The 21595-nt window shown below is 65.0% G+C and carries 19 protein-coding genes; 7 read left to right on the forward strand and 12 right to left on the reverse strand.

Annotated elements, in window-relative coordinates:
• Position 1: 1 nt before the first annotated feature.
• Positions 2 to 1156, reverse strand: coding sequence for an efflux RND transporter periplasmic adaptor subunit (locus tag BLS75_RS02840; RefSeq protein ID WP_011061553.1), 1155 nt, complete (start codon positions 1154 to 1156; stop codon positions 2 to 4).
• Positions 1157 to 1358: 202 nt separating this feature from the next.
• Between BLS75_RS02840 and BLS75_RS02845 the strand changes: the two genes are divergently transcribed.
• The 5 genes from BLS75_RS02845 to nudC all read left to right on the forward strand — a co-directional run bounded on the left by BLS75_RS02845 (position 1359) and on the right by nudC (position 6265).
• Complete coding sequence (locus tag BLS75_RS02845) at positions 1359 to 2060, forward strand: response regulator (RefSeq protein ID WP_011061552.1); 702 nt, start codon at positions 1359 to 1361, stop codon at positions 2058 to 2060.
• A gap of 4 nt (positions 2061 to 2064) precedes the next feature.
• Positions 2065 to 3369 (forward strand): ATP-binding protein, encoded by a 1305-nt coding sequence (locus BLS75_RS02850; protein WP_011061551.1) that lies wholly within the window; start codon positions 2065 to 2067, stop codon positions 3367 to 3369.
• A 271-nt stretch (positions 3370 to 3640) separates the two neighbouring features.
• Positions 3641 to 4417 (forward strand): class I SAM-dependent methyltransferase, encoded by a 777-nt coding sequence (locus tag BLS75_RS02855; protein ID WP_072450211.1) that lies wholly within the window; start codon positions 3641 to 3643, stop codon positions 4415 to 4417.
• Positions 4418 to 4615: 198 nt separating this feature from the next.
• Positions 4616 to 5428 carry a crotonase/enoyl-CoA hydratase family protein gene (locus BLS75_RS02860; protein ID WP_015635797.1) on the forward strand — a complete coding sequence of 271 codons (813 nt, stop codon included), beginning with the start codon at positions 4616 to 4618 and terminating at the stop codon, positions 5426 to 5428.
• A gap of 6 nt (positions 5429 to 5434) precedes the next feature.
• Positions 5435 to 6265, forward strand: a complete 831-nt coding sequence (gene nudC, locus BLS75_RS02865) for an NAD(+) diphosphatase (protein ID WP_011061549.1) — start codon at positions 5435 to 5437, stop codon at positions 6263 to 6265.
• On the opposite strand, the gene BLS75_RS02870 is transcribed toward nudC, so the two are convergent.
• Entirely contained in the window at positions 6233 to 7012 is a 780-nt protein-coding gene (locus tag BLS75_RS02870; RefSeq protein ID WP_011061548.1) for a TSUP family transporter, read from the reverse strand. The genes nudC and BLS75_RS02870 overlap by 33 nt on opposite strands.
• A 288-nt stretch (positions 7013 to 7300) precedes the next feature.
• Positions 7301 to 8536 (reverse strand): acyl-CoA dehydrogenase family protein, encoded by a 1236-nt coding sequence (locus BLS75_RS02875; protein WP_011061547.1) that lies wholly within the window; start codon positions 8534 to 8536, stop codon positions 7301 to 7303.
• 334 nt (positions 8537 to 8870) lie between these two features.
• Between BLS75_RS02875 and sfnG the strand changes: the two genes are divergently transcribed.
• Positions 8871 to 9965, forward strand: a complete 1095-nt coding sequence (gene sfnG, locus BLS75_RS02880) for a dimethylsulfone monooxygenase SfnG (protein ID WP_011061546.1) — start codon at positions 8871 to 8873, stop codon at positions 9963 to 9965.
• 207 nt (positions 9966 to 10172) lie between these two features.
• Here the strand turns inward: sfnG and BLS75_RS02885 are convergent, their stop codons facing one another.
• Together BLS75_RS02885 and BLS75_RS02890 are read right to left on the reverse strand one after the other, a co-directional pair.
• Complete coding sequence (locus tag BLS75_RS02885; RefSeq protein WP_011061545.1) at positions 10173 to 10652, reverse strand: nuclear transport factor 2 family protein; 480 nt, start codon at positions 10650 to 10652, stop codon at positions 10173 to 10175.
• Positions 10653 to 10710: 58 nt separating this feature from the next.
• Positions 10711 to 11274, reverse strand: a complete 564-nt coding sequence (locus tag BLS75_RS02890) for a TetR/AcrR family transcriptional regulator (RefSeq protein WP_072450212.1) — start codon at positions 11272 to 11274, stop codon at positions 10711 to 10713.
• Between the two features lie 275 nt (positions 11275 to 11549).
• On the opposite strand from BLS75_RS02890, the gene pssA reads away from it, so the two are divergent.
• Positions 11550 to 12893 carry a CDP-diacylglycerol--serine O-phosphatidyltransferase gene (gene pssA, locus BLS75_RS02895; RefSeq protein ID WP_072450213.1) on the forward strand — a complete coding sequence of 448 codons (1344 nt, stop codon included), beginning with the start codon at positions 11550 to 11552 and terminating at the stop codon, positions 12891 to 12893.
• A 212-nt stretch (positions 12894 to 13105) separates the two neighbouring features.
• Here the strand turns inward: pssA and BLS75_RS02900 are convergent, their stop codons facing one another.
• From BLS75_RS02900 to BLS75_RS02930, 7 genes are all read right to left on the reverse strand, one after another.
• On the reverse strand, positions 13106 to 14311 hold the full coding sequence (locus tag BLS75_RS02900; RefSeq protein ID WP_053151872.1) for an MFS transporter: 1206 nt from the start codon (positions 14309 to 14311) through the stop codon (positions 13106 to 13108).
• A gap of 295 nt (positions 14312 to 14606) precedes the next feature.
• Complete coding sequence (gene efeO / locus BLS75_RS02905; protein ID WP_011061541.1) at positions 14607 to 15431, reverse strand: iron uptake system protein EfeO; 825 nt, start codon at positions 15429 to 15431, stop codon at positions 14607 to 14609.
• A gap of 35 nt (positions 15432 to 15466) precedes the next feature.
• Positions 15467 to 16777: an iron uptake transporter deferrochelatase/peroxidase subunit gene (gene efeB, locus BLS75_RS02910; protein ID WP_011061540.1), complete on the reverse strand. Its 1311-nt coding sequence runs from the start codon at positions 16775 to 16777 to the stop codon at positions 15467 to 15469.
• Positions 16778 to 16792: 15 nt separating this feature from the next.
• On the reverse strand, positions 16793 to 17992 hold the full coding sequence (gene efeO, locus BLS75_RS02915; RefSeq protein ID WP_072450214.1) for an iron uptake system protein EfeO: 1200 nt from the start codon (positions 17990 to 17992) through the stop codon (positions 16793 to 16795).
• Positions 17993 to 18000: 8 nt separating this feature from the next.
• Positions 18001 to 18849, reverse strand: a complete 849-nt coding sequence (efeU, locus tag BLS75_RS02920; protein WP_072450215.1) for an iron uptake transporter permease EfeU — start codon at positions 18847 to 18849, stop codon at positions 18001 to 18003.
• 283 nt (positions 18850 to 19132) lie between these two features.
• The gene (locus tag BLS75_RS02925) at positions 19133 to 20038 is read right to left on the reverse strand and encodes an AraC family transcriptional regulator (RefSeq protein WP_072450216.1); all 906 of its coding nucleotides are present in this window, start codon (positions 20036 to 20038) and stop codon (positions 19133 to 19135) included.
• 243 nt (positions 20039 to 20281) lie between these two features.
• A complete protein-coding gene (locus BLS75_RS02930) occupies positions 20282 to 21580 on the reverse strand; it encodes a glycosyltransferase (protein WP_072450217.1) in 1299 nt (432 codons plus the stop codon).
• Between the last annotated feature and the right edge of the window lie 15 nt (positions 21581 to 21595).

The following is a 21595-nucleotide window of genomic DNA, read 5'->3' on the forward strand; positions in this document are numbered from 1 at the left end:
CCTACTGGCCAGGGTTCTGGACGTGCGCAAGGGGGCTGGCGTCGATTTCCACCGGCTCGCCGGGGCGGGCGTGTTGCAGGCCTTCGACAATCACCCGGTCACCGGGCTTGAGGCCCTCGGTGACGATCCAGCGATCGTTCTGCACTCCACCCAGTTGCACCGGGTGCTGCACCACGTTGTTTTGCGCATCCACCAGCAGCACCTGGGCGATGCCGGCGCTGTCGCGCTGGATGGCTCGCTGCGGCACGCTGATGCCTTGCTGGTTGACTGCCTGTTCCAGGCGCACGCGCACGAAACTGCCGGGCAGCAGGTCGAGGTCCGGGTTGGGGAACTCGCTGCGCAGGATGATCTGCCCGGTACTCGGGTCAACGCTGATATCGGCGAACAACAGCTTGCCCGGCAGCGGGTAGAGGCTGCCGTCGTCCTGGATCAGGGTCGCCTTGGCCTGGTCCTTGCCCACCTGCTGCAACTGGCCGGCGCGGAAGGCCCGGCGCAGGTCGTTGAGTTCACGGGTGGACTGGGTCAGGTCGGCGTGGATCGGGTCCAGTTGCTGGATCAGCGCCAGCGGCGTGGTCTCGTTCTGGCCCACCAGGGCGCCTTCGGTGACCAGGGCGCGGCCGACCCGGCCGGAAATCGGCGCGGTGACGGTGGCATAGCCGAGGTTGAGCTTGGCCCGCTGCACGGCGGCCTGGTTGGCGGCGACGTCGGCGCTGGCCTGGCGTGCCGCAGCCCGGGCATTGTCGTATTCCTGGCCGCTGATGGCCTGGTCGGCGACGAGCTTGGAATAGCGCTGCTCCTGCAACTGCGCCTGAAAGGCGGTGGCCTCGGCCTTGCGCAAGCTGGCCTGGGCGCTGTCCAGGTCAGCCTTGAACGGGGCCGGGTCGATGCGGAACAAGACCTCGCCCTGCTTGACGTCGGAGCCTTCGCGGAAGGTCCGTTGCAGCACCACCCCGGCCACCCGGGCGCGGACTTCGGCGATCCGTGGCGCGGCGATGCGCCCGCTCAGTTCGCTGGTGATGGACAGGGCCTGGCTCTGTACGGTTTCGATTCGTACCTTGGCCGGTGGCGGTGTCTGCTCGCCTTCGGTCTTGCCACACGCGCTCAGCGCCGCTGCCAGAACGACCAGGCAGAATGGCGCAAAGAGTTTATTCGACATGCTGATACCCCAATAATGACCTCGGCATGCTAAGGGCATGGGTCAAGGCCCGCTGTGAAGCTGTGTAGGTGCTGTGTGAAAAAGTGTGAAGCCTGCGCACCGGTGCGGCCAGGGTTGTATATCCTTGGCGCCTTGCTGGTTTTGCCCGGTGCCTTATAAAGAACGCCGGTATTCTGTATTTCTTCAATAAAGATCGCTCTCCATGCCCAATATTCTTCTTGTCGAAGACGACACCGCGCTGTCCGAACTGATCGCCAGCTACCTGGAACGCAATGGCTATCAGGTCAGCGTGATCAGCCGTGGTGACCAGGTGCGGGAGCGGGCCAAGGCCAGCCCCCCGGACCTGGTGATCCTCGACCTGATGCTGCCGGGCCTGGATGGCCTGCAGGTCTGCCGCCTGTTGCGCGCCGACTCGGCGACCCTGCCGATCCTGATGCTGACCGCGCGGGATGATAGCCATGATCAGGTGCTGGGTCTGGAAATGGGCGCCGACGACTATGTGACAAAACCTTGCGAACCGCGAGTGCTACTGGCCCGGGTCCGTACCCTGTTGCGCCGCAGCAGCCTCAGCGAGCCGCAGAGCGCCAGCGACCAGATCCTCATGGGCAACCTGTGCATCGACCTGTCGGAGCGCACCGTGACCTGGCGCGAGCAGTTGGTGGAGCTGTCCAGCGGCGAGTACAACCTGCTGGTGGTGCTGGCCCGGCACGCCGGTGAAGTGCTGAGCCGCGACCAGATCCTGCAGCGCCTGCGGGGCATCGAGTTCAACGGCACCGATCGTTCGGTGGACGTGGCGATCTCCAAGCTGCGGCGCAAATTCGATGATCACGCCGGCGAGGCGCGCAAGATCAAGACCGTGTGGGGCAAGGGTTACCTGTTCAGCCGTTCCGAGTGGGAATGCTGATTCCATGCTGCGCATCCTGGTCCGTCTGTACCTGATCACCATCATTGCCTTCAGCGCCGCGATCTACCTGATCCCGGACCTGGTGATCAAGGTTTTCCACGAGCGTTTCCTGGACTACAACCTGGACCAGTCCCGGGGCCTGCAGAGCCTGATCGTCAAGCAGTTCCGCGCCTTGCCGGCGCAGCAGTGGCCGACCCTGGTCAAGGAAATGGACGAGGAGTTCCACCCGCTGCAGGTAGCCCTGGTGCGCATCGACGACCCGGATTTCAGCGATTACGAGCGTGAGCGCCTGCAACGCGGCGAGAAAGTGGTGCGCCTGGGCGATTGGGGCTGGCGCACCCTGGCGGTGTCGCCGCTGGATGAACAACTGGCGGTGAAGCTGGTGGTGCCGCCGGACCCGCTGGACGTCAACCTGCTGTACTGGAGCATCAATGTCCTGATCGTCGCCGTGCTGCTGGCCTGCCTGCTGCTCTGGGTGCGCCCGCACTGGCGTGACCTGGAGCGCCTCAAGCGCACCGCCGAACGCTTCGGCAAGGGCCATCTGGGCGAGCGCACCCAGCTGCCCGCCAGTTCCAACATCGGCAGCCTGGCCAATGTCTTCGACACCATGGCCGGGGATATCGAAAAACTCCTGAACCAGCAGCGTGACCTGCTCAACGCGGTGTCCCACGAACTGCGCACGCCCCTGACCCGGCTGGATTTCGGCCTGGCCCTGGCGCTCTCCGACGATTTGCCGGCGGCCAGCCGCGAGCGCCTGCAAGGGTTGGTGGCGCACATTCGCGAACTGGATGAACTGGTACTGGAGCTGCTGTCCTACAGCCGCCTGCAGAACCCGGCGTGCCTGCCGGAGCAGATCGAGGTGTCCCTGGACGAGTTCATCGACAGCATCCTGGGCAGTGTCGACGATGAGCTGGAGTCGGATATCGTCATCGACGTCCTGCTGCACGGTGCCCTGGAACGTTTCACCCTGGACCCACGGCTGACCGCCCGGGCCTTGCAGAACCTGCTGCGCAATGCCACCCGTTATTGCGAGAAGCGCATCCAGGTGGGGGTGCTGGTCAGCGACGACGGCTGCGAGATCTGGGTCGACGATGACGGCATCGGCATTCCCGACGACGAGCGCGAGCGGGTGTTCGAGCCGTTCTACCGCCTGGACCGCAGCCGCGACCGCGCCACCGGCGGCTTCGGCCTGGGTCTGGCCATCAGCCGCCGGGCCCTGGAAGCCCAGGACGGCACCCTGACCGTGGAAGCCTCGCCCCTGGGCGGCGCGCGTTTTCGCCTGAGCCTGCCGCCCCCGCCCAGGGCCTGAATCCGTAGGAGCCGGCTTGCCGGCGAAAGGGCCGCAGAGCCCGGCGCTTGTCTCAAGGCCGCCTACCAGGCGGTGCGGATTCGTTGGAGGAGCCGGCTTGGCGGCGAAGAGGCCCCTGAGCCGAGCGCCCCTGCGGATAACGCCTTCGCTGGCAAGCCAGCTCCTGTAGCCTGCTCCTGCGGCGGGGGTGCAACTGACAGGAGTTTCATGCTGTCTGTTGTCGGGCACGGTTTATCCTGTTCGTACTCACCCGCAATGAGGAGGTTCATCCATGAACGATCAGGCGATTCATCATGCTGCGGCCGACGGCTACCAACAGGCCGCCGATACCTATGTGCGGGGCCGGCCGGACTATCCGCCAGCCCTTGAGCCCTGGCTGCGGAAGACGCTGGGCCTCGGGCCGGGCAGAGTGGTGGTGGACCTGGGCGCTGGCACCGGGAAGTTCACCGGCCGCTTGCTGGCTACCGGGGCCCAGGTGATCGCGGTGGAGCCGGTCGAGCAAATGCGCGCCAGGCTGGCGGCGGCCCAGCCCGAGGCCCAGGTACTGGAGGGCAGCGCCGAGGCGCTGCCGCTCAAGGATGCCTCGGTGGATGTGCTGGTCTGTGCCCAGGCCTTTCACTGGTTTGCCCACCGCGCGGCACTGGAGGAAATCCATCGCGTGCTCAAGCCCGGCGGCAAGCTGGCCCTGGTGTGGAACCTGCGGGATGCCCGGGTGCCCTGGGTGGCGCGCCTGGACGCCATCGTCAATGCCTTGCAGGCCGATACCCCGCGCTATTACACCGGTGCCTGGCGCCAGGCCTTTCCCCACCCGGGTTTCGGGCCCCTGCAGGAACAGCATTTCACCCAGGGCCACAGCGGCACGCCGGAGGACGTGATCTTCAACCGTGTGCGCTCCACCAGCTTCATCGCCGCCTTGCCCCAGGCCGAACGCGAGGCCGTGGACCGGCAGATCGCCGCCCTGATCGACAGCGAGCCGCAGCTGCGGGGCAAGCCCCAGGTCACCGTGCCTTACACGACCGCCGCCTTCTATTGCATCAGGCAAGGCTGAGCTCATCACCCCCACATCGCCCCCATGTAGGCGCTGGCTTGCCAGCGAAGGCGTTATTCAGGGGCCTCTTCGCCGGCAAGCCGGCTCCCGCAGGGGCGGTGGCCAGTCCCGCTTTTGGCCGATGCGCTGCCTTACGGCCCGCCGCCGCCACTTGCTATAGTTCGGCCCTCATTTTCTGCCCAGTAAAGGATCACTGCCATGTCCGAATACCAAGCCTTTCGCGTCGAACTCGCTGACAACATCGCCCATGTGCAGATCAACCGCCCGGAAAAGATCAACGCCATGAACGCTGCGTTCTGGAGCGAGATCGTCGAGATCTTCCGCTGGATCGACGACACCGACGCAGTGCGCGTGGTGGTGCTCAGCGGTGCCGGCAAGCATTTCTCTTCGGGCATCGACCTGATGATGCTGGCCGGGGTGGCCAACGAACTGGGCAAGGATGTGGGCCGCAACGCGCGCCTGCTGCGGCGCAAGATCTTCCAGCTGCAAGCCTCGTTCAACGCCGTGGACAACTGCCGCAAGCCGGTGCTGGCGGCGATCCAGGGCTATTGCCTGGGGGGCGCCATCGACCTGATCAGCGCCTGCGACATGCGTTACGCCGCGGACGATGCGCAATTCTCGATCAAGGAAATCGATATCGGCATGGCTGCGGATGTCGGCACACTGCAACGTTTGCCACGTATCATCGGCGACGGCATCCTGCGCGAGCTGGCCTACACTGGGCGCACCTTCGGTGCCGAGGAAGCACGCAGCATTGGCCTGGTCAACCGGACCTACAGCGATGCCGCAAGCCTGCTGGACGGGGTCATGGGAATTGCCCGGGAGATCGCCGCCAAGTCGCCGATCGCGGTCAGCGGCACCAAGGAAATGCTCAGCTACATGCGTGACCACCGTATTGATGACGGCCTGGAATATGTCGCCACCTGGAACGCTGCCATGTTGCAGTCCAACGACTTGCGCGTGGCCATCGCCGCCCATATGAGCAAACAGAAACCCGAATTTCTGGATTGATTGACGATGATTGAACGCTGGACCACCGCAGTACTCGACACCGACCTTCCCGGCGGCTGGGCCGTGGCCCGCGGCCCGGACGGCTTTCTCTATGACGACAACGGCGCGCTGTTCCCGCGGCACTGGCTCAAGGGCCAGGACCTGCCGCTGCTGGCGGAACACGGCATCGGCCATCTCGATGGCGAGCCGGTGTACCTGCTGGAACTGAGCGCCCGCGCCGAAGTGCCGGGCTGCGGCTGGAAAGGCCTGCGGGCCTTCATGCTGGAGGGCGATCATACCCTTTATAAGGTCCTGGGCTATGCCGCGCAGATCGGCACCTGGGCCCGGGAGCACCGGTACTGCGGCAGTTGCGGGCGGCCCATGGCCCAGGTGCCGGGGGAGCGGGCGATGTATTGCCAGCCTTGCGACCTGCGCAGCTACCCGCGCATTTCACCGAGCATGATCGTACTGATCACCCGCGGTGACGAAATCCTCCTGGCTCGTTCGCCGCGCTTCGTCACCGGGGTCTACAGCACCCTGGCAGGCTTTGCCGAGCCGGGCGAGTCGGCGGAGGACTGCCTGATTCGCGAGGTGCGCGAAGAGGTGAGCATCGAAGTCAGGAACATTCAGTACGTGGGCAGCCAATGCTGGCCGTTCCCCCATTCGATGATGCTGGGCTTTCACGCCGAATACGCCGGCGGCGAGATCATTCCCCAGGAAGACGAGATCGAGGACGCCCAGTGGTTCAGCGTCCATGCGCTACCGCCATTGCCGGCCTCGCGCTCGATTGCCCGCTACCTGATCGATCTCTATGTGGCGCGCCGCCTAGGCCACGCTGAACCAGTGCTGCCAGGCTAGGCGCACGGTCAGCCCGAGGACCACGGTGATGAACACCGGGCGAATGAACTTGGCACCACCGCTGATGGCGGTGCGTGCGCCGAAGAAGGCCCCGACCATCACCGACAGGCCCATGCACAGGCCGATGATCCAGTCCACCTGCCCGGAAAACACGAACACCGACAGCGCCGCGATGTTGCTGACGAAGTTCATGCTGCGGGCCACGCCGCTGGCCTTGACCAGGTCGATGGGGTAGAGCAGCAGGCTGCTCACGGTCCAGAACGCCCCGGTGCCGGGGCCGGCTACGCCGTCATAGAAGCCCAGGCTGAAGCCCTGGCTCGATTGCCACTTCTTCTTGATCGGTGCGTCGCTGTCCAGTGGCGCCTTGGGCGTGCCGCCGAACAGCAGGTACAGGCCGCAGGCGAAGACGATCACCGGCAGCATCTTGTTCAGCCATTCCGCCGGCAGGTAGTGAGCGACGATGGCCCCGGTCAGGGCGCCCACCAGGGTGCCGACAATGGCGTGGGTCCACTGCCTGGGGTGGAACAGCTTGCGCCGATAGAAGGTGAAGCTGGCGGTGGCCGAGCCGAAGGTCGAGCTGAGTTTGTTGGTGCCCAGCACCAGGTGCGGCGGCAGGCCGGCGGTGAGCAGGGCCGGGGTGGTGAGCAGGCCGCCGCCGCCGGCAATGGCGTCGATGAAACCGGCGATGAAGGCCACGAGGGCGAGAATGGCGAGGGTGGTCAGGTCTACGCTGAGTTCAAAGGGCATGGGGTCGGCTTATTTCGGCGAGAAGCGCAAAGGGGGCTGCGCGAAAGTCCGCCATATTACCTGCAACCCAGCCCGCCGCGCGACCGCCTCGACCTTGGTCGGATGCCTCTCCCTGAACCGAGCGCCCGCCTGGATAACGCCTTCGCTGGCAAGCCAGCTCCTACGGGGCGGTGCGCCGAGATTTCGCTGCAGGAGCCTGCTTGCCGGCGAAGAGGCCGCTGAGCCGAGCGCCCACTTGGATAACGCCTTCGCTGGCAGGCCAGCTCCTACGGGGGGCGGTGCCTGAGGTCAGCGCTGGGGGCCGTTGCCAATCTGCCAGACAAAGGGTGGCTCGCTGCCGTTGATCTTCCAGTCGCCGACGATCCGCGCCTTGTAGATCACCGGGTTGTGCGAAGACACGGTGCGCGCATTGCGCCAGTGCCGGTCCAGGGCCTTGCCCTGGCGAATGTCCGAAGCCCCCAGGGCATTGAACAGCTCGCTGGTGGCGCGCTGGACCAGTTCGGTGACCACCACCTGGGCCGTGGCCGATTCGATTTCCGCCGCCACATTGGCCGCGCGCTCCTGGGCCGGATCCCCGGCAAAGCGCGCCAGGTAGGCCTGTTGCGCAGGGGCTGCAGCACGCAGGGCGGCGGCTTCGGCGGCATACACCAGGGCCGCGATCTCGCCCACCACCTGCTGCACCTGGGCATCGGCGCTGGCCTGGGGCGCGTTGCCGTGGCTATAGATGCGCTTGCGCACCCGCACTTCGTGGGCCACATCACGTAGCGCCGCGCGGCCGATGCCGGCCAGGGTCGCCAGCAGCACCAGCTGGTAGAAAGCAGTCTGGTATTTGAAGCGGGTTGCGAAGTCGATGATGTTCTCGGCGTCCACTTCAGCGTCCTGGAAGCGCGAGGTGCCGCTGCCGGTGGTGCGCTGGCCGAAGCCGTCCCAATCGTCGCTCTGCTCGATGCCCGGCTGGCGGGTGCGCACCGCGGCAATCACGTCGCCGCCGGTGTCCGTGCGCTGGGCATAGACATCGATCCAGTCGGAGAAAATGCTTCCGGTGCTGTAGAACTTTTCGCCGTTGAGGCGCCATTTTTCGCCATCTGGAGAGACTTTGGTGATGACCTGGCCGATGTCCACGGCACCGATTTCGGTCCAGGCGCAGCCGACGATATCGCCTTCGACAAAGCGCTTGAACCACAGGTCCCGGCCCGGCCCGGGCGTGGCATTGAGCCGATCCTCGACAAAGGCAAAGTGCCCGCGCAGGGCCTGGGGCACGTTGGCGTCGGCCTCGGCCAGCTCGATCAGCAGCTGGAACAGCTGGGGCAGGGAAGCGCCGCCACCGCCATATTCCAGCGGCACCCGTACCGCGCCGAATCCGGATTCCTTGAGCCACTGGATGGGCTCGTAGGGCAATTTGCGTTGCTGTTCCCGTTCCACCGCGCCACTGGCGATGCGCTGGAAGATCGGGCGAAAGCCTGCGGCCAGGGTCTCGTAGTCGACCCCCACGGACAGCGGATTGATTACCTGGTGTTCAGTCATGGTGTAGCTCCTGGGTTCGGCAGAAAAAAGCGCTGCAGGGGCCAGGCCGATTGCACACACCATGCCGAAGCCGCAAACGCCGGTTTGCCGGGGCAAGGGCTCCGGCAGAGCGCCTGCAACTGTTGCTCCGCCAACAGTTCATCAACAAAACAGCCCGTTTCCAGGGTTGGCCGGTCCCGCGCCGCCGCAGGCAGCGAGCCTCAGCCATTGCCCGGGAGAGGGCGTGCTTGAGGCTCCACACGGCGTCTGGCGGCCTACGCGCCGAGGGCTTTCAGGCCCTGGCACGCTTGCTGCTCTGCTCCGGGGTACTTTCCCAAGTCCCGAGGACCGAACCATGAGTCAGCAAGCCGTGAAATTTGCCTACTGGGTGCCCAACGTCAGCGGTGGGCTGGTGGTCAGCAAGATCGAGCAACGCACCCATTGGGGCATCGACTACAACCGCAAGCTGGCGCAGATCGCCGAGCAGGCCGGCTTCGAATACGCCCTGACCCAGATCCGCTTCACCGCTGGCTATGGCGCCGAGTACCAGCACGAGTCGGTGGCTTTCAGCCACGCACTGCTGGCGGCCACCGACAAGCTCAAGGTGATTGCGGCGATCCTGCCCGGGCCCTGGCAGCCGGCCCTGGCGGCCAAGCAACTGGCGACCATCGACCAACTGACCAATGGCCGTATTGCGGTGAACATCGTCAGCGGTTGGTTCAAAGGTGAGTTCCAGGCCATTGGCGAGCATTGGCTGGAGCACGACGAGCGCTATCGCCGGTCCGAGGAATTCATTCGCTGCCTGCGCGGGGTCTGGAGCCAGGATGCCTTCACCTTCAGGGGCGATTTCTATCGCTTCGACCACTACAGCCTCAAGCCCAAGCCCCTGGGCCAGCCGGAGATCTTCCAGGGCGGCAGCTCGCGGGCTGCCCGGGACATGGCGGCCCGGGTTTCGGACTGGTACTTCACCAATGGCAACAGTGTCGAGGGGATCAAGGCCCAGGTCGATGACATCCGCGCCAAGGCCGCGGCCAACCAGCACTCGGTGAAGATCGGAGTGAACGCCTTCGTGATCGCCCGGGACACCGAGGAGGAGGCGCGGGCGGTGTTGCAGCAAATCATCGATCAGGCCGACCCGGAGGCGGTGAATGCCTTCGGTGACGCCGCCCGGCAGGCCGGCAAGGCGTCCCCCGAAGGCGAGGGCAACTGGGCCAAGTCGAGTTTCGAGGACTTGGTGCAGTACAACGACGGGTTCAAGACCAACCTGATCGGCACGCCACAGCAGATTGCCCAGCGCATCGTGGAGTTGAAGGCGGTGGGGGTGGACCTGGTACTGGCCGGGTTCCTGCATTTCCAGGAAGAGGTGGAGTATTTCGGCCAGCGCGTGCTGCCCCTGGTACGCGAGCTGGAGGCTCGGGCGCGGTCCAAGGAACAGGAAGCTGCCGCCTGAAGCCGCCCCTTGCCGGCGAATGGGCCTCGCAGCCTTGTACCGGGCTTGAGGGCGCTTTCGCTGGCAAGCCAGCTCCTACAGGGGCAGAGGTGGTGTGTTTTTTCGTAGGAGCCGGCTTGCCGGCGAACGGGTCTCGCAGCCTTGTGCCGGGCTTGGAGGGCGCTTTCGCTGGCAAGCCAGCTCCTACAAGGGCAGAGGCGGTGGTGATTACAGGCCCAGTTCGCTCAGGCCCGGGTGATCGTCGGGCCGGCGGCCCAGGGGCCAGTGGAACTTGCGCTCCTGGGCCTTGATCGGCATGTCGTTGATGCAGGCAAAGCGCCGGGCCATCAAACCCTGTTCGTCAAACTCCCAGTTTTCGTTGCCGTAGGAACGGAACCAGTTGCCCGAGTCGTCGTGCCATTCGTAGGCGTAGCGCACGGCAATACGGTTGTCAGTAAAGGCCCACAGTTCCTTGATCAGGCGGTAATCCAGTTCCTTGGCCCATTTGCGGGTCAGGAACGCCTTGGCCTCTTCGCGGTTGTGGGCGAACTCGGCGCGGTTGCGCCATTGGGTATCCAGGGTATAGGCCAGGGATACCCGCTCCGGGTCCCGGGAGTTCCAGCCATCTTCGGCCAGGCGGATCTTTTCAATCGCCGACTCGCGAGTGAAAGGCGGAAGGGGCGGGCGCACTTGAGCGTTAGACGACATGATCTGTCTCCAATGAAAGTTGCTGTTCAAACAAAGAAGCTGCTCTTGTTTAAAACAATCAGAGGTCCAATAACTTTCGCGCCATGCATTGCGCATTATCAGCAGCACTGTGATTGCCCATCACAAGGGCAACGGTAATGGCGCCATCGATCAGGATCAGCAGTTGCGCTGCCAGTTCCTCAGGATGTTGCACGCCATGTTCCTGGCAAAGCTCGGTCACGTAGTCGAGCAGGTTCTGCTTGTGCCGTTTTGCTACTTGGCGCACCGGGTCTTGCGGGTCGCCGGTTTCGCCACTGGTGTTGATAAAGGCGCAGCCGCGAAAACCGGGGGTTGCGAACCAGTCCTTGAGCACGTCGAACAGCGCCAGCAGGCGCAGGGCCGGGGTCGCGGCCTGGTTCACCGCGCTGCAGAACCAGTGCATCCAGCGCTGATCGCGACGCTCCAGGGCGGCCACCACCAACTCGTCCTTGTTGGTGAAATAGCGGTAGACGCTCTTGCGCGAGACGCCGGCGGTCTTCACCAGAAGATCCATGCCGGTGGCGGCAATGCCGTTCTGGTAGATCAGTTTCTCGGTGACATCGAGGATGATGCCTCGGGTTTCAGAGTGCATGTTTTCGTTCATGTGGCGAACAGTAGAACGATCGTTCTCCTTGGTCAATTACATTTTTTGTTTTTCTTCGAAGCTGGCCATTACCCTTTGTAGGCGCTGGCTTGCCAGCGAAGGTGTCATTGCGCCTTGTGCAGGGCTTGGGGGGCCATTCGCCGGCAAGCCGGCTCCTGCGCACAGCGGGCGGGTGCTTTGCTGAGGGAGGGCGTTATACATGCCAGGCAGGGGACTCCGGCCGGTCCATGGTGTAAGCTCTTGCGCTCTTTGGATTTGAGCCACTGCGAGCCCTAATGCCGTCGCTTTTCAAACGTTCCCTGCTGCCCAAGCTGCGCAGCTTCCCACTGGCCGCCGAGGCTTTCACCACGTTGACCGGCGCTGCGCAGTTTCGCCGCACGCTGCTGGAGCAGATTGCCCAGGCACGCCGGCGCATCTATATCGTCGCGCTGTACCTGCAACAGGATGAAGCCGGCCAGGAAATCCTCGATGCCCTGCACGCCGCCAAGGCCGCCCGCCCCGAGCTGGAAGTGGTGGTCGTGGTGGACTGGTTGCGGGCCCAGCGCGGCCTGATCGGTGCCGGCAAGCAGCCGGGCAACTCGGCCTGGTACCAGCAGATGACCCGCACTCACGCCAGCGAGGTGCCGATCTACGGCGTGCCGGTACAGACCCGCGAGCTGTTCGGGGTGCTGCACCTCAAGGGTTTCGTCATCGACGACTGCGTGCTTTACAGCGGCGCCAGCCTGAACAACGTGTACCTGCACAAGTTCGACAAGTACCGCTTCGACCGTTACCACCTGCTGCACAACCAGGCGCTGGCCGACTCCATGCACCACCTGGTGCAGCACGGCCTGGTGGAGTCACGGGCAGTGCACCGCCTGGATCTGCCGAACCTGCCCACCACCCGCAGCCTGCGCAACGACATCGGCGATCTGCGCAGCCGCCTCAAGCACGCCACCTACGACACCACTGCCGGTGGCCTGGACAAGAGCGGGCTGTCGGTCAGCCCGTTGCTCGGGGTGGGCAAGGGCAATCCGTTGAACCGGGTGATCTGCGAGCTGATTGCCGGCGCCCAGCGCCAGCTGACCATCTGCACCCCGTATTTCAACCTGCCGCTGCCGGTGACCCGGGAGATCAACCGGGCCCTGGAGCGCGGGGTGAAGATCGACATCATCGTCGGCGACAAGACCGCCAACGACTTCTATATCCCCCCCAGCGAGCCGTTCAAGGTGATCGCGGCGCTGCCTTATCTGTATGAGATCAGCCTGCGGCGTTTTGCCAAGCGGCATCAGAAAGTGATCGACAACGGCCAGTTGAACCTGCACCTGTGGCGTGACGGCGACAACACCTACCACCTCAAGGGCATGTGGGTCGATGAGCGCTATACCTTGCTCACCGGCAACAACCTCAACCCGCGGGCCTTCCGCCTGGACCTGGAAAACGCCCTGTTGCTGGACGACCCCAAGGGCGAGCTGCTGCAGGCGCGCAACGCCGAACAGGCCGAGATCTATCGCCACACCCGCCGCATCGAGCACTTTCAGTACCTGGACAGCCTGGTGGACTATCCCGAGGCCGTGAGCAAGTTCCTGCGCCGGGTCAGCCGCGTGCGCATCGAGCGCTTGCTCTACCGCATGCTTTAACCCGTAGCCGCTGCCGAGGTCCACAGGACCTTCAGCAATCTCAAGAGCGGCGTCTGCTTCGCAGCCGTTCGCAGCCTGCAGCAGCGGCTACAAAAGCAGCGCAGTACCTGTAGCCGCTGCCGAGCCTGCGAGGCTGCGCAAAGGTCCGCAGGGCCTTCAGCAACCTCAAGAGCGGCGTCTGATTTGCAGCCGTTCGCAGCCTGCAGCAGCGGCTACAGGTCTTTGGGCTGCGGGGCGGGCCAGATCGCGATCAGTACCAGCAGCACCGCCGCCAGCAGGTAGGGCAGGCGCGGTTCGATGGCGTAGATCAGGCTGCCGGCCATGGGCCCGATGACCACGCCCAGGCCCTGGGCGGCGCCGATGCTGCCGGCAGTCGCGCCCTGTTCCGAGGCCTCTACGGCATTCGCCGCCAGGGCCGAGAACGACGGAAACACCCCACCCATGCCTGCCGCCGATACAAAGAACGCCAGCCACAAGCCCCAGGCGCTGTCCACCAGCATGCTGCCGGCATAACCCAGCGCGGACAGCAGGGCGCCGTAGCGGATCATCCGCAGCGGCGGCCATTCCAGCTTGCGCACCACCAACTGCGCGCAGATCAGCGCCACGCCGACCATGGCCAGGGCCACCCCGGCCGTCTGGGCGGCATCGGCGGGGCTCATGTGCAGCCGGTCCAGGGCATAGAAGCTGACGGTGATCTGGGCCACCGACACACAGAGCATGGCGACAAAGGCCACCACCATGGGCCGGCGCAGTCGCGGGTCGCCCAGGCGTACCCGGGTCGGGGCCTGGGCCAGGTGCAGTTCCTGGCGCGGCAGTTGGTAGCGCAGCACCAGGAATGCCAGCAACGGCAGCACCGCCATGGCGTAGAACGGCAGGCTCAGGCTGTAGCGCGCCAGCAGCGCGGCCACCGCCGGGCCCACCACCAGGCCCACGGCGTTGGCGGCGCCCAGGGTGGCCATGGCACGGGCGCGGTGCTGAGGCTCGACGTTATCGGCGATCAGGGCGAAGCCGCCCACCGGGATCGCCGCGTAGAAGGCGCCGATCAGGCCGCGGCCGAGCATCAGGCCGAGAAAGGCCATGGCGACGCTGGGCAGCGACTGCAGCGACAGGTCGATGAACAGGCACAAGGCCCAGTAGGCGAGGGTGAAGCCGGCGGTGCCCAGCAGCAGCACCCGGCGCCGGCCGAAGCGGTCGCTGGCCTGGCCCCAGGGGCGTGCCAGGAGCATCCAGATCACCCCGGAAACAGTGACGGCCGCGCCGGCGTGCCAGGTTTCCAGGTGCAGGGCCCGGGAGATCGGGCCGATCAGCGAGACGAAGGCCATCATCGACATGGTGCAGGCCATATAGGCGGCCATCAGTGGAACCAGCGAGAAGGGTCTGACGGTCAGCGGCGCGCTGGCGGCTGTGGAGCGAGGCATGAAGGGTCTTCCATGAAAGTCGATGGGCCGTGAACGTTAACGGGATAACGTGTCACAGCCCAGGCTTATCTGCATTCGTGATGATGTTGCCGGCGAAGAGGGCCTTGAGGCGGGGGTTGTGCCCTGGGCCGCTTTCGCTGGCAAGCCAGCTCCTACGGGGGTAGCGGGGTGCTGTTCTGCCTGTGTAGGAGCCGGCTTGCCGGCGAAGAGGGCCTTGAGGCGGGTGCTGTGCCCTGGGCCCGCTTTCGCTGGCAAGCCAGCTCCTACAGGGAGGATGGCGTGTTGGGTTCCGGGCTCAGTTCAGGCCCAGTTTGCCGCGCAGGGTGGAGAGGTCTTCGGCCAGGGTATTGACCGGGCCTACCAGGGCCTTGCGGTCGTTTTCCTTGACCTTGTCGTAGGTCATGAAGCCGCCGTCAGGGGTTTTGTACTTGGCCAGGATCTTGTTCACCGTGGCGAAGTTCTTGTCCACCTTGGCGACAAAGGCCTTGTCCTGCTTCTCGATCTGCGGACGGAACAGGTCGACGATTTTCTTCGCCCCGTCGATGTTGCCCTGGAAGTCGTAGAGGTCGGTATGGCTGTAGCGGTCTTCTTCACCGGAGATCTTGGTTGCGGCCACTTCTTCCAGCAGCGCGGCGGCGCCACCCACGACTTTTTCCGGCGGGAAGGTCAGGCCGGCGACGCGGGTCTGCAGGTCCTTGACGTCCTTGTTCAGGCCGTCGGCCAGCTCGCCCAGGCCTTCGGTGCTGTTTTCCGAGAACAGCGAGTATTCCAGGCGGTGGAAGCCGGTGAAGTCTTCGGCCTTGACGCCTTTCTCGTGGTCGTCGACCCGGGAGTCGATGGACGCATCCAGGTCACTGAAGAGCTCGGCGATCGGTTCGATCGACTCGTAGTAGACCCGGGTCGGCGCGTAGAGCTTCTTGGCGGCGGCCAGGTCGCCCTTTTTCACCGCATCGGTGAACTGCTGGGTGTGGCTGGCCAGTTCGTCGAGCTGCTCGGTGACGTAGATCTTGTAGTCGGAGATCGGCCCCACCAGCTCCAGGGGCGCAGTTGCGGCGAACGCCGAAAGCGGCGCGTGAAGCAAGCCAAGGGTCAGCAACACAGCGAGAGGCGACTTTTTCATGGGACTTTTCCGTGGGGGTTGTTGTGTCATGGGGGTCAGGCAGTGCTTTTAGGCCGGGTGGCATCGAGCAGCGAACGCCCGATGAAATCCTCTTCGCCGGTGACCCCCGGCAAGGTGAAGAAGTAACCGCCGCCAGTGGGCTTGAGGTACTCCTCCAGGGGTTCGCCGTTCAGACGGGTCTGTACGGCGATGAAGCCTTTCTCCAGGTCGGCCTGGTAGCAGATGAACAGCAGGCCCATGTCCAGCTGGCCGTTCTTGTTGACCCCATTGGAGTAGTTGAACGGCCGGCGCAGGATCAGGTTCTGCTGGCTCTGGGCAGTGCGCGGGTTGGCCAGGCGGATGTGGGCGTCGAGCTTGGTGACCTTGCCATGGGGGTCCCGGGCGTAGTCGGGCACCTGGCTTTCCTTCTGGCCGTCCATGGGCGCGCCACTGGTCTTGATCCGGCCGATGATGCTTTCCTGCTCCTGCAGCGGGGTGCGGTCCCAGCGTTCGACGAAGTTGCGGATGATCCGCACTGCCTGGTAGCTGCCATGGGCCGCCCAGGCCGGTTCGTCACTGCCGGGCTGGACCCAGACGATCTGCTGCATGGCCTTCGGGTCGTTGGAGTCGGGGTTGGCCGAGCCATCGCGAAAGCCCAGGAAATTGCGCGCACTCTGCGCCGGCTCGCCGGGCTTGGCCGGGGCCTGGGGCGGTACGCTGCCTTCCTGTTTCCAGCGCACCAGCAGCAGGTCGGGCAGGTTCTTCACGATGTCGCGCAGGGCGTGGATGTTGGTGTCGGCGGTGTTGGAGCAGAACTGCAGGCTCAGGTCGCCGTGGCAGCAGGCGGGCTCCAGGGCATCGTTGGGGAAGCCCACCATGCGGATCAGGCGCTTGGGTTTGGCCGCCTCCAGGCCGAAGCGCTCGTCGAACAGCGATTCGCCCACCGAGACGGTGATGGTCAGGTTGTCCGGGGTCACCACCGGGCCGAGGATGCCGGAATCCAGGGGCGGCAGCTTCGGGTCCACCTGGGCCACCGGGCCACCGCGCATGAGAAAGGCAATGCGTTGGTCGAGGGTGCGAAACAGCCGCTCCAGGTCGTCGCGGTCGCTGGCCAGCACATCGAAGGACACCAGCATGCCCGCGGCCGGGCGCGGGGTGACGATGCCGCTCTGATGCTGGCCATGGAAGTCGTGGCGGTCCTGGGTCTTGTCGCTGCTGGGGGCTTCGGTGACCTGGGCGGGCGCGGCGGCCATGGCCGGGCAACTCAGGCTGCTGCCGGCCAGGGCCACGCCGGCGGCGCCCATGCCCAGCAGCACGCGCCGACGCTGGGCGGAAAAAGACGGATTGGGCTGATCTGAATCGTTCATTGAAAACTCGTCTTGTTACAGGCCGGAAAGGCCAAGTGCGGGATCAATAGCGTCGAGGGCGTCGGCCAGGGCCTTGGCTTTGTCGGCGATCTCTTTGCGCTGCCGGGCGTCGACCTGGTCGTAGGCCACATAGCCGAAGCCGTCGCGCAGGCTGGCCAGGCGAGTGGCCAGGGCATCGGCGGCGCTGTCCACCTGGGGCAGCAATTGGGCCGCGGACTTGGCCAGCAGCGGCCGCAGCAGGTCGATGACCTTGCGCGTGGTTTCCAGGTTGGCGGCAAAGCCGTTGAGGTCGCTGTGGCTGTAGCGTTCTTCTTCACCGCTGCTGGCCCGCAGGTCGGCCAGGCTGCGCATGTTGCGCGCGACGATGCTCACCAATTGCTCCGGTGGCAGGGTCTGGGCCAGCAACTGTTCCTTGAGGCTGACCACGTCGCTGGACAGGCGCTGAGCTACGGGAACCAGGCCTGCCAGGTCATTTTTCTGGAACAGGCCGTATTCCAGGCGGTGGAAACCGCTGAAGCCCGGATCCTGTTCGCGCTGTTCGAAATAATCGGCACGGGCGTTGATGGTGTTGTCCAGCTCGGCCAGGCGCTGGGCCGCCGGGGCCAGGCGCTGATAGGCTGCGCGGGCCGGCAGGTACAGCGCCTGGGCCTGTTTCAGGTCGCCGGCGTCTATGGCCTGCTGCAAGGCGTTCACTGCCTTGACCAGGGCACTGCCCTGGGTGCTGAGGTAGACCCGGAACTCCGACAGCGGGCCGATAAAGGCCACCATCGACGGCCGCGCCTTGGCCTGGGCGTCGGACTCGGCGGTCGGGGTCACGTGCAGGGTGCCGCGGGGGTTGCTCAAAAGCCCGCAGGTGATGGCGTAGTCCCCTGGCTGCAGGTTGGCGTTGATCACCTGGCTCAGGCCCGGGGCGATGTTTTCCCGTTCCTCCACCACCAGCACGCCGTCGAGAATTTCCCATTCCACGGCGCGATCCGAACGGTTGACGATGCGGAAGCTGGCGCGCCCGGCCGGGACTGTCAGCGCGTTGGGTTCACAACTCTTGGGGTGGATGGTCACGGTGATCTCGCCCTGGTGGGCCTGGCGCTTGCTGGCGGCCAGTTGCGAGGCGTAGTAGAACAGCCCGCCGGCGGCGATCATGACGATCACCGAACCGGCAACCGCCCAGCGCAGAGCGCGGGGAGGCGAGGCCTGGGGAGAGGCTTGCTGGGTCATGGGGAGCCTTACTGACTGGAAGCGGAAGACGTTGAGCCGGGCGCCTTGGCTGGGGCGCCGCCGGGCAGGAAGAACAGCACCAGGGTCACGGCCAGGTACAGCACATAGGCGCCGAGGGTGCTGATGGTGGGGGCGTCCTGGTAGCCGAACATGCCGGCCAGTACCGAACCCACCGGGCCATCCATGGGCAGGCTGGCGCTGAAGTCGAAGAGTACGGTCTGCAGGTGGTTCCAGACCCCGGCTTCATGCAGGGCCTGCACCGAATTGGCGAGGATGCCGGCGGCCACCACCAGGATGAACAGCCCGGTCCAGCGAAAGAAGGCGCCAAGGTTCAGGCGCATGCTGCCGGTGTAGATCAGGAAGCCGACGATGATTGCTGAGATCAGGCCCAGCAGGGCGCCTATGGGCGCGCCCGGGCCTTCGCTCTGCTGGAACACCGCCAGCAGGAAGAACACGGTTTCCAGGCCTTCGCGGGCCACGGCGAAGAACACCATGGCGATCAGTGCCGTGACCTGGTGCTTGGAGCCGGCCAGGGCGTGGTCCAGGGAGGCATGCAGGGAATGTTTGATCGAACGCGCCACCTTGCGCATCCAGAACACCATGGAACTGAGGATGCCCACGGCCACCAGGCCGACGATGCCTTCGAAGAGTTCCTGCTGCTTCTGCGGGAATTCGGCGCTCATCAGTTCCAGGCCGCCGCCCACCAGCAGGGCCAGGGCCGCGGCGAGGAAGACCCCGATCCACACGGCGGGCATCCACTGGCCACGGCCAGTCTGTTTCAGGTAGCTGGCGATGATGCCAACGATAAGCGCGGCTTCAATCCCTTCGCGCAACATGATCAGAAATGGAACGAGCATTCAGCACCGGTGGGCAAATAGGCTAGGGGGTAATTTGTAACATAATGATACTCATTGCTAAATGAAGATTATTGACAACTGCTGAACGGAAGCTGAACGGGTCTCGTTTACCAAGCCTGGACCGGTTTGTTGGCTCTGGGGGGCGATTGTTCCTGGCGCCGGGCGTGGGGGCGCTTGCGCTGGCAAGCCAGCTCCTACAGCTGGCGTGATATTGGTGGGGGGCTTTTGTAGGAGCCGGCTTGCCGGCGAAGAAGCCCTTGAGCCCTGCGCCGAGCGTGGGTCCTCAGCCGAGGTTCTGTTCGGTCAGGCGTTGCACCGCCAGGCGACGGTAGTGGGAGGGGGTCATGCCCTTGAGCTGCTGGAAGCGCCGGTTGAAGTTGGAAATGTTGTTGAAGCCCGACTCGAAGCACACGTCGGTCACCGGTTTGTCGCCGTCGGCCAGCAGTTCACAGGACTTGCTGATGCGCAGCCGGTTGACGAACTCGACGAAGCAGCGCCCGGTGGCCTGCTTGAACACCCGGGAAAAATAGCTGGGCTTCATGCCCAGGTAGTCGGCCACTTCCTCCAGGGGCAACTCCCGGGCGTAGTGGGCAAAGATGTAGTCCACTGCGCGGTTGGTGCGGTCGACGCTGTGTTCGTCCGCCAGTTGCACGCTGGTGGCGCCGGACAGCAACTGGTAGTCGTCGCAGGCCGCCAGCAGCTCCATGAGGATGAGGAAGTGGCCAAGGCGGGTGATGCCGCTGGAGTCGGCGATGCGCTGCATCAGTGGCAGGGCCTGGGCGATGGTTTGCGGGCAGCGGAACTCGATGCCGTACTGCGCCCGATCCAGCAGCGGGCTGAGGTTCTTCAACTCGGCGAACACCTGGCTGCCACTGTCGAACAGCTCATCGGTGAAGTTCACCAGCATGTCGCGCTTGGCCACCACTTCGTCCTCGGCCACCTGGCTGATCCAGTTGTGGGGCAGGTTGGGGCCAGTGAGAAACAGCGTCTGCGGGTAGAAGTTGCCGATGTAGTCGCCGATGAACACCTTGCCGGAGCTGGCGACGATCAGGTGCAGCTCGTATTCCTTGTGGAAATGCCAGCGCACCAGAGGGCAGGGGAAGCCGTGCTGGCGATAGATGATGGACAGGCCGTTGTGGTCGTCCATCAACTCATAGGAGGGGTCGGTGATCTTGCCGGGTCGGCTCATGGCGCGGGCCTGTTCTTGTTGTAGGCCCGGCTGATAATGCCTCGTGGCCCGCTCGCGCACCAGAGAAGGCGTGCTCAGGGTTGGCGCCCTGTTCGCCGGCAAGCCGGCTCCTACAAGAACACCGCCGATATCACGCCAACTGCAGGAGCTGGCTTGCCAGCGAAGGCGGCCTCACGTTCGGCGCAAATCCCAGGGCCTGTTCGCTGGCAAGCGCACCGCCGGTAGTGCGTCAGCGAAGAAAGGTCAGGAGGCCGGGCGGTTTTTCGCTTCGATCCACTGCGCCATGTACTGGGTGCTCTTGTGATGGTGGTGACGCAGCATGGCGCCAGTGAAGTTGTCCCGGCGCAGTTGCTCCAGGTGCTGGCGGCAGTGTTGCAGGCGCTGGATCAGCGCCGGGCCGTGGACTTGCTGGCGGTAGCGCGCTTCGAGCAACTGCCGGCCATCCGCCTGGGCCCGCTCCCACAACTGCCGGTCCTGATAGAGGCGCACCGCGGCCGCCGCCAGGCCACTGGCGGATTCAGCCACCGCCCCCGGCCATGGCAGGCCGTCCTGGGACATGGATTCGCTGCCCACCGGGGTGGTGACGCTGGGCGTGCCGCAAAGCATGGCATCGAGCAGCTTGCCCTTGATCCCTGCGCCGAAACGCAGGGGCGCCAGGCAGATCCGCGCTGCACTCATCACCTGCAGCGCATCCTCGGCCCAGTTCATGATGTGAAAGCCCTGGGCCGGGTTGTGCAGCGCCGCGGCCTTGGGCGGGGTGTAGGCGCCGTACAGGTGCAATTGCGCGCCGGGCAATTGCTGGCGGATCAGCGGCCATACGCGGTTCTTCATCCACAGCACGGCGTCCCAGTTCGGCGCATGGCGAAAGTTGCCGATGCTCAGCAAGTGCGCCCGCTGCTCGAAGGGAGCAAAGCCCTGCGGCAGTTGCTCGAGCATCAGCGGGCACCAGTGCAGCAGGGCCGGCGGCAAGTGGAACTGCTGCACCAGCAGCTCGAGTTCCACCTCGGAGATCATCAGGCTCAGGTCGCAGCGATAGATGGCGGCGATCTCGCGCTTGGCCAGGTCGGTGACGGCCATGTGCTGGAATTCCTGCTCCGGCGCCTGGGCGAACAGCGGGCTGAAGTCGTCTTCCTCGGTGCCCTCCTTGAGAACATCCTTGAGGCGCTGGTGCCGGGCATGACGCAGGCATTGCAGGTCGGAGGTCTCCAGCACCCGCAGGGCATTCGGGCAATGCTGCTCCACCCGCCAGCCGAACTGTTCCTCCATCATGAACTGGTCGAACAGCACGATGTCCGGTGCCAGCTCGGCGACGAAACGGTCAAAGCTGGCGTTGTTGAGTTCGATCGGGCATTCACGAATGCCCAGGGCCGTCAGGTCTTCCTTGTGTTCGCCCTCGTTGGCCGGGCTGCTGAAGGTCAGCTCCCAGCCCTGTTCGAGGAAGCTCTGGAGTATCTGCATCATGTGCCCGCCGGCGGCGGAGGAGCGGGGTTCGGGCCAGACGTAACCAATGATCAGGACTTTGGTTGCGGCGGTGGGACTCATGAGCGGGCATTCCTG

This window comes from Pseudomonas sp. NFPP12, from assembly GCF_900103205.1.
Taxonomy (GTDB): Bacteria; Pseudomonadota; Gammaproteobacteria; order Pseudomonadales; family Pseudomonadaceae; genus Aquipseudomonas; species Aquipseudomonas protegens.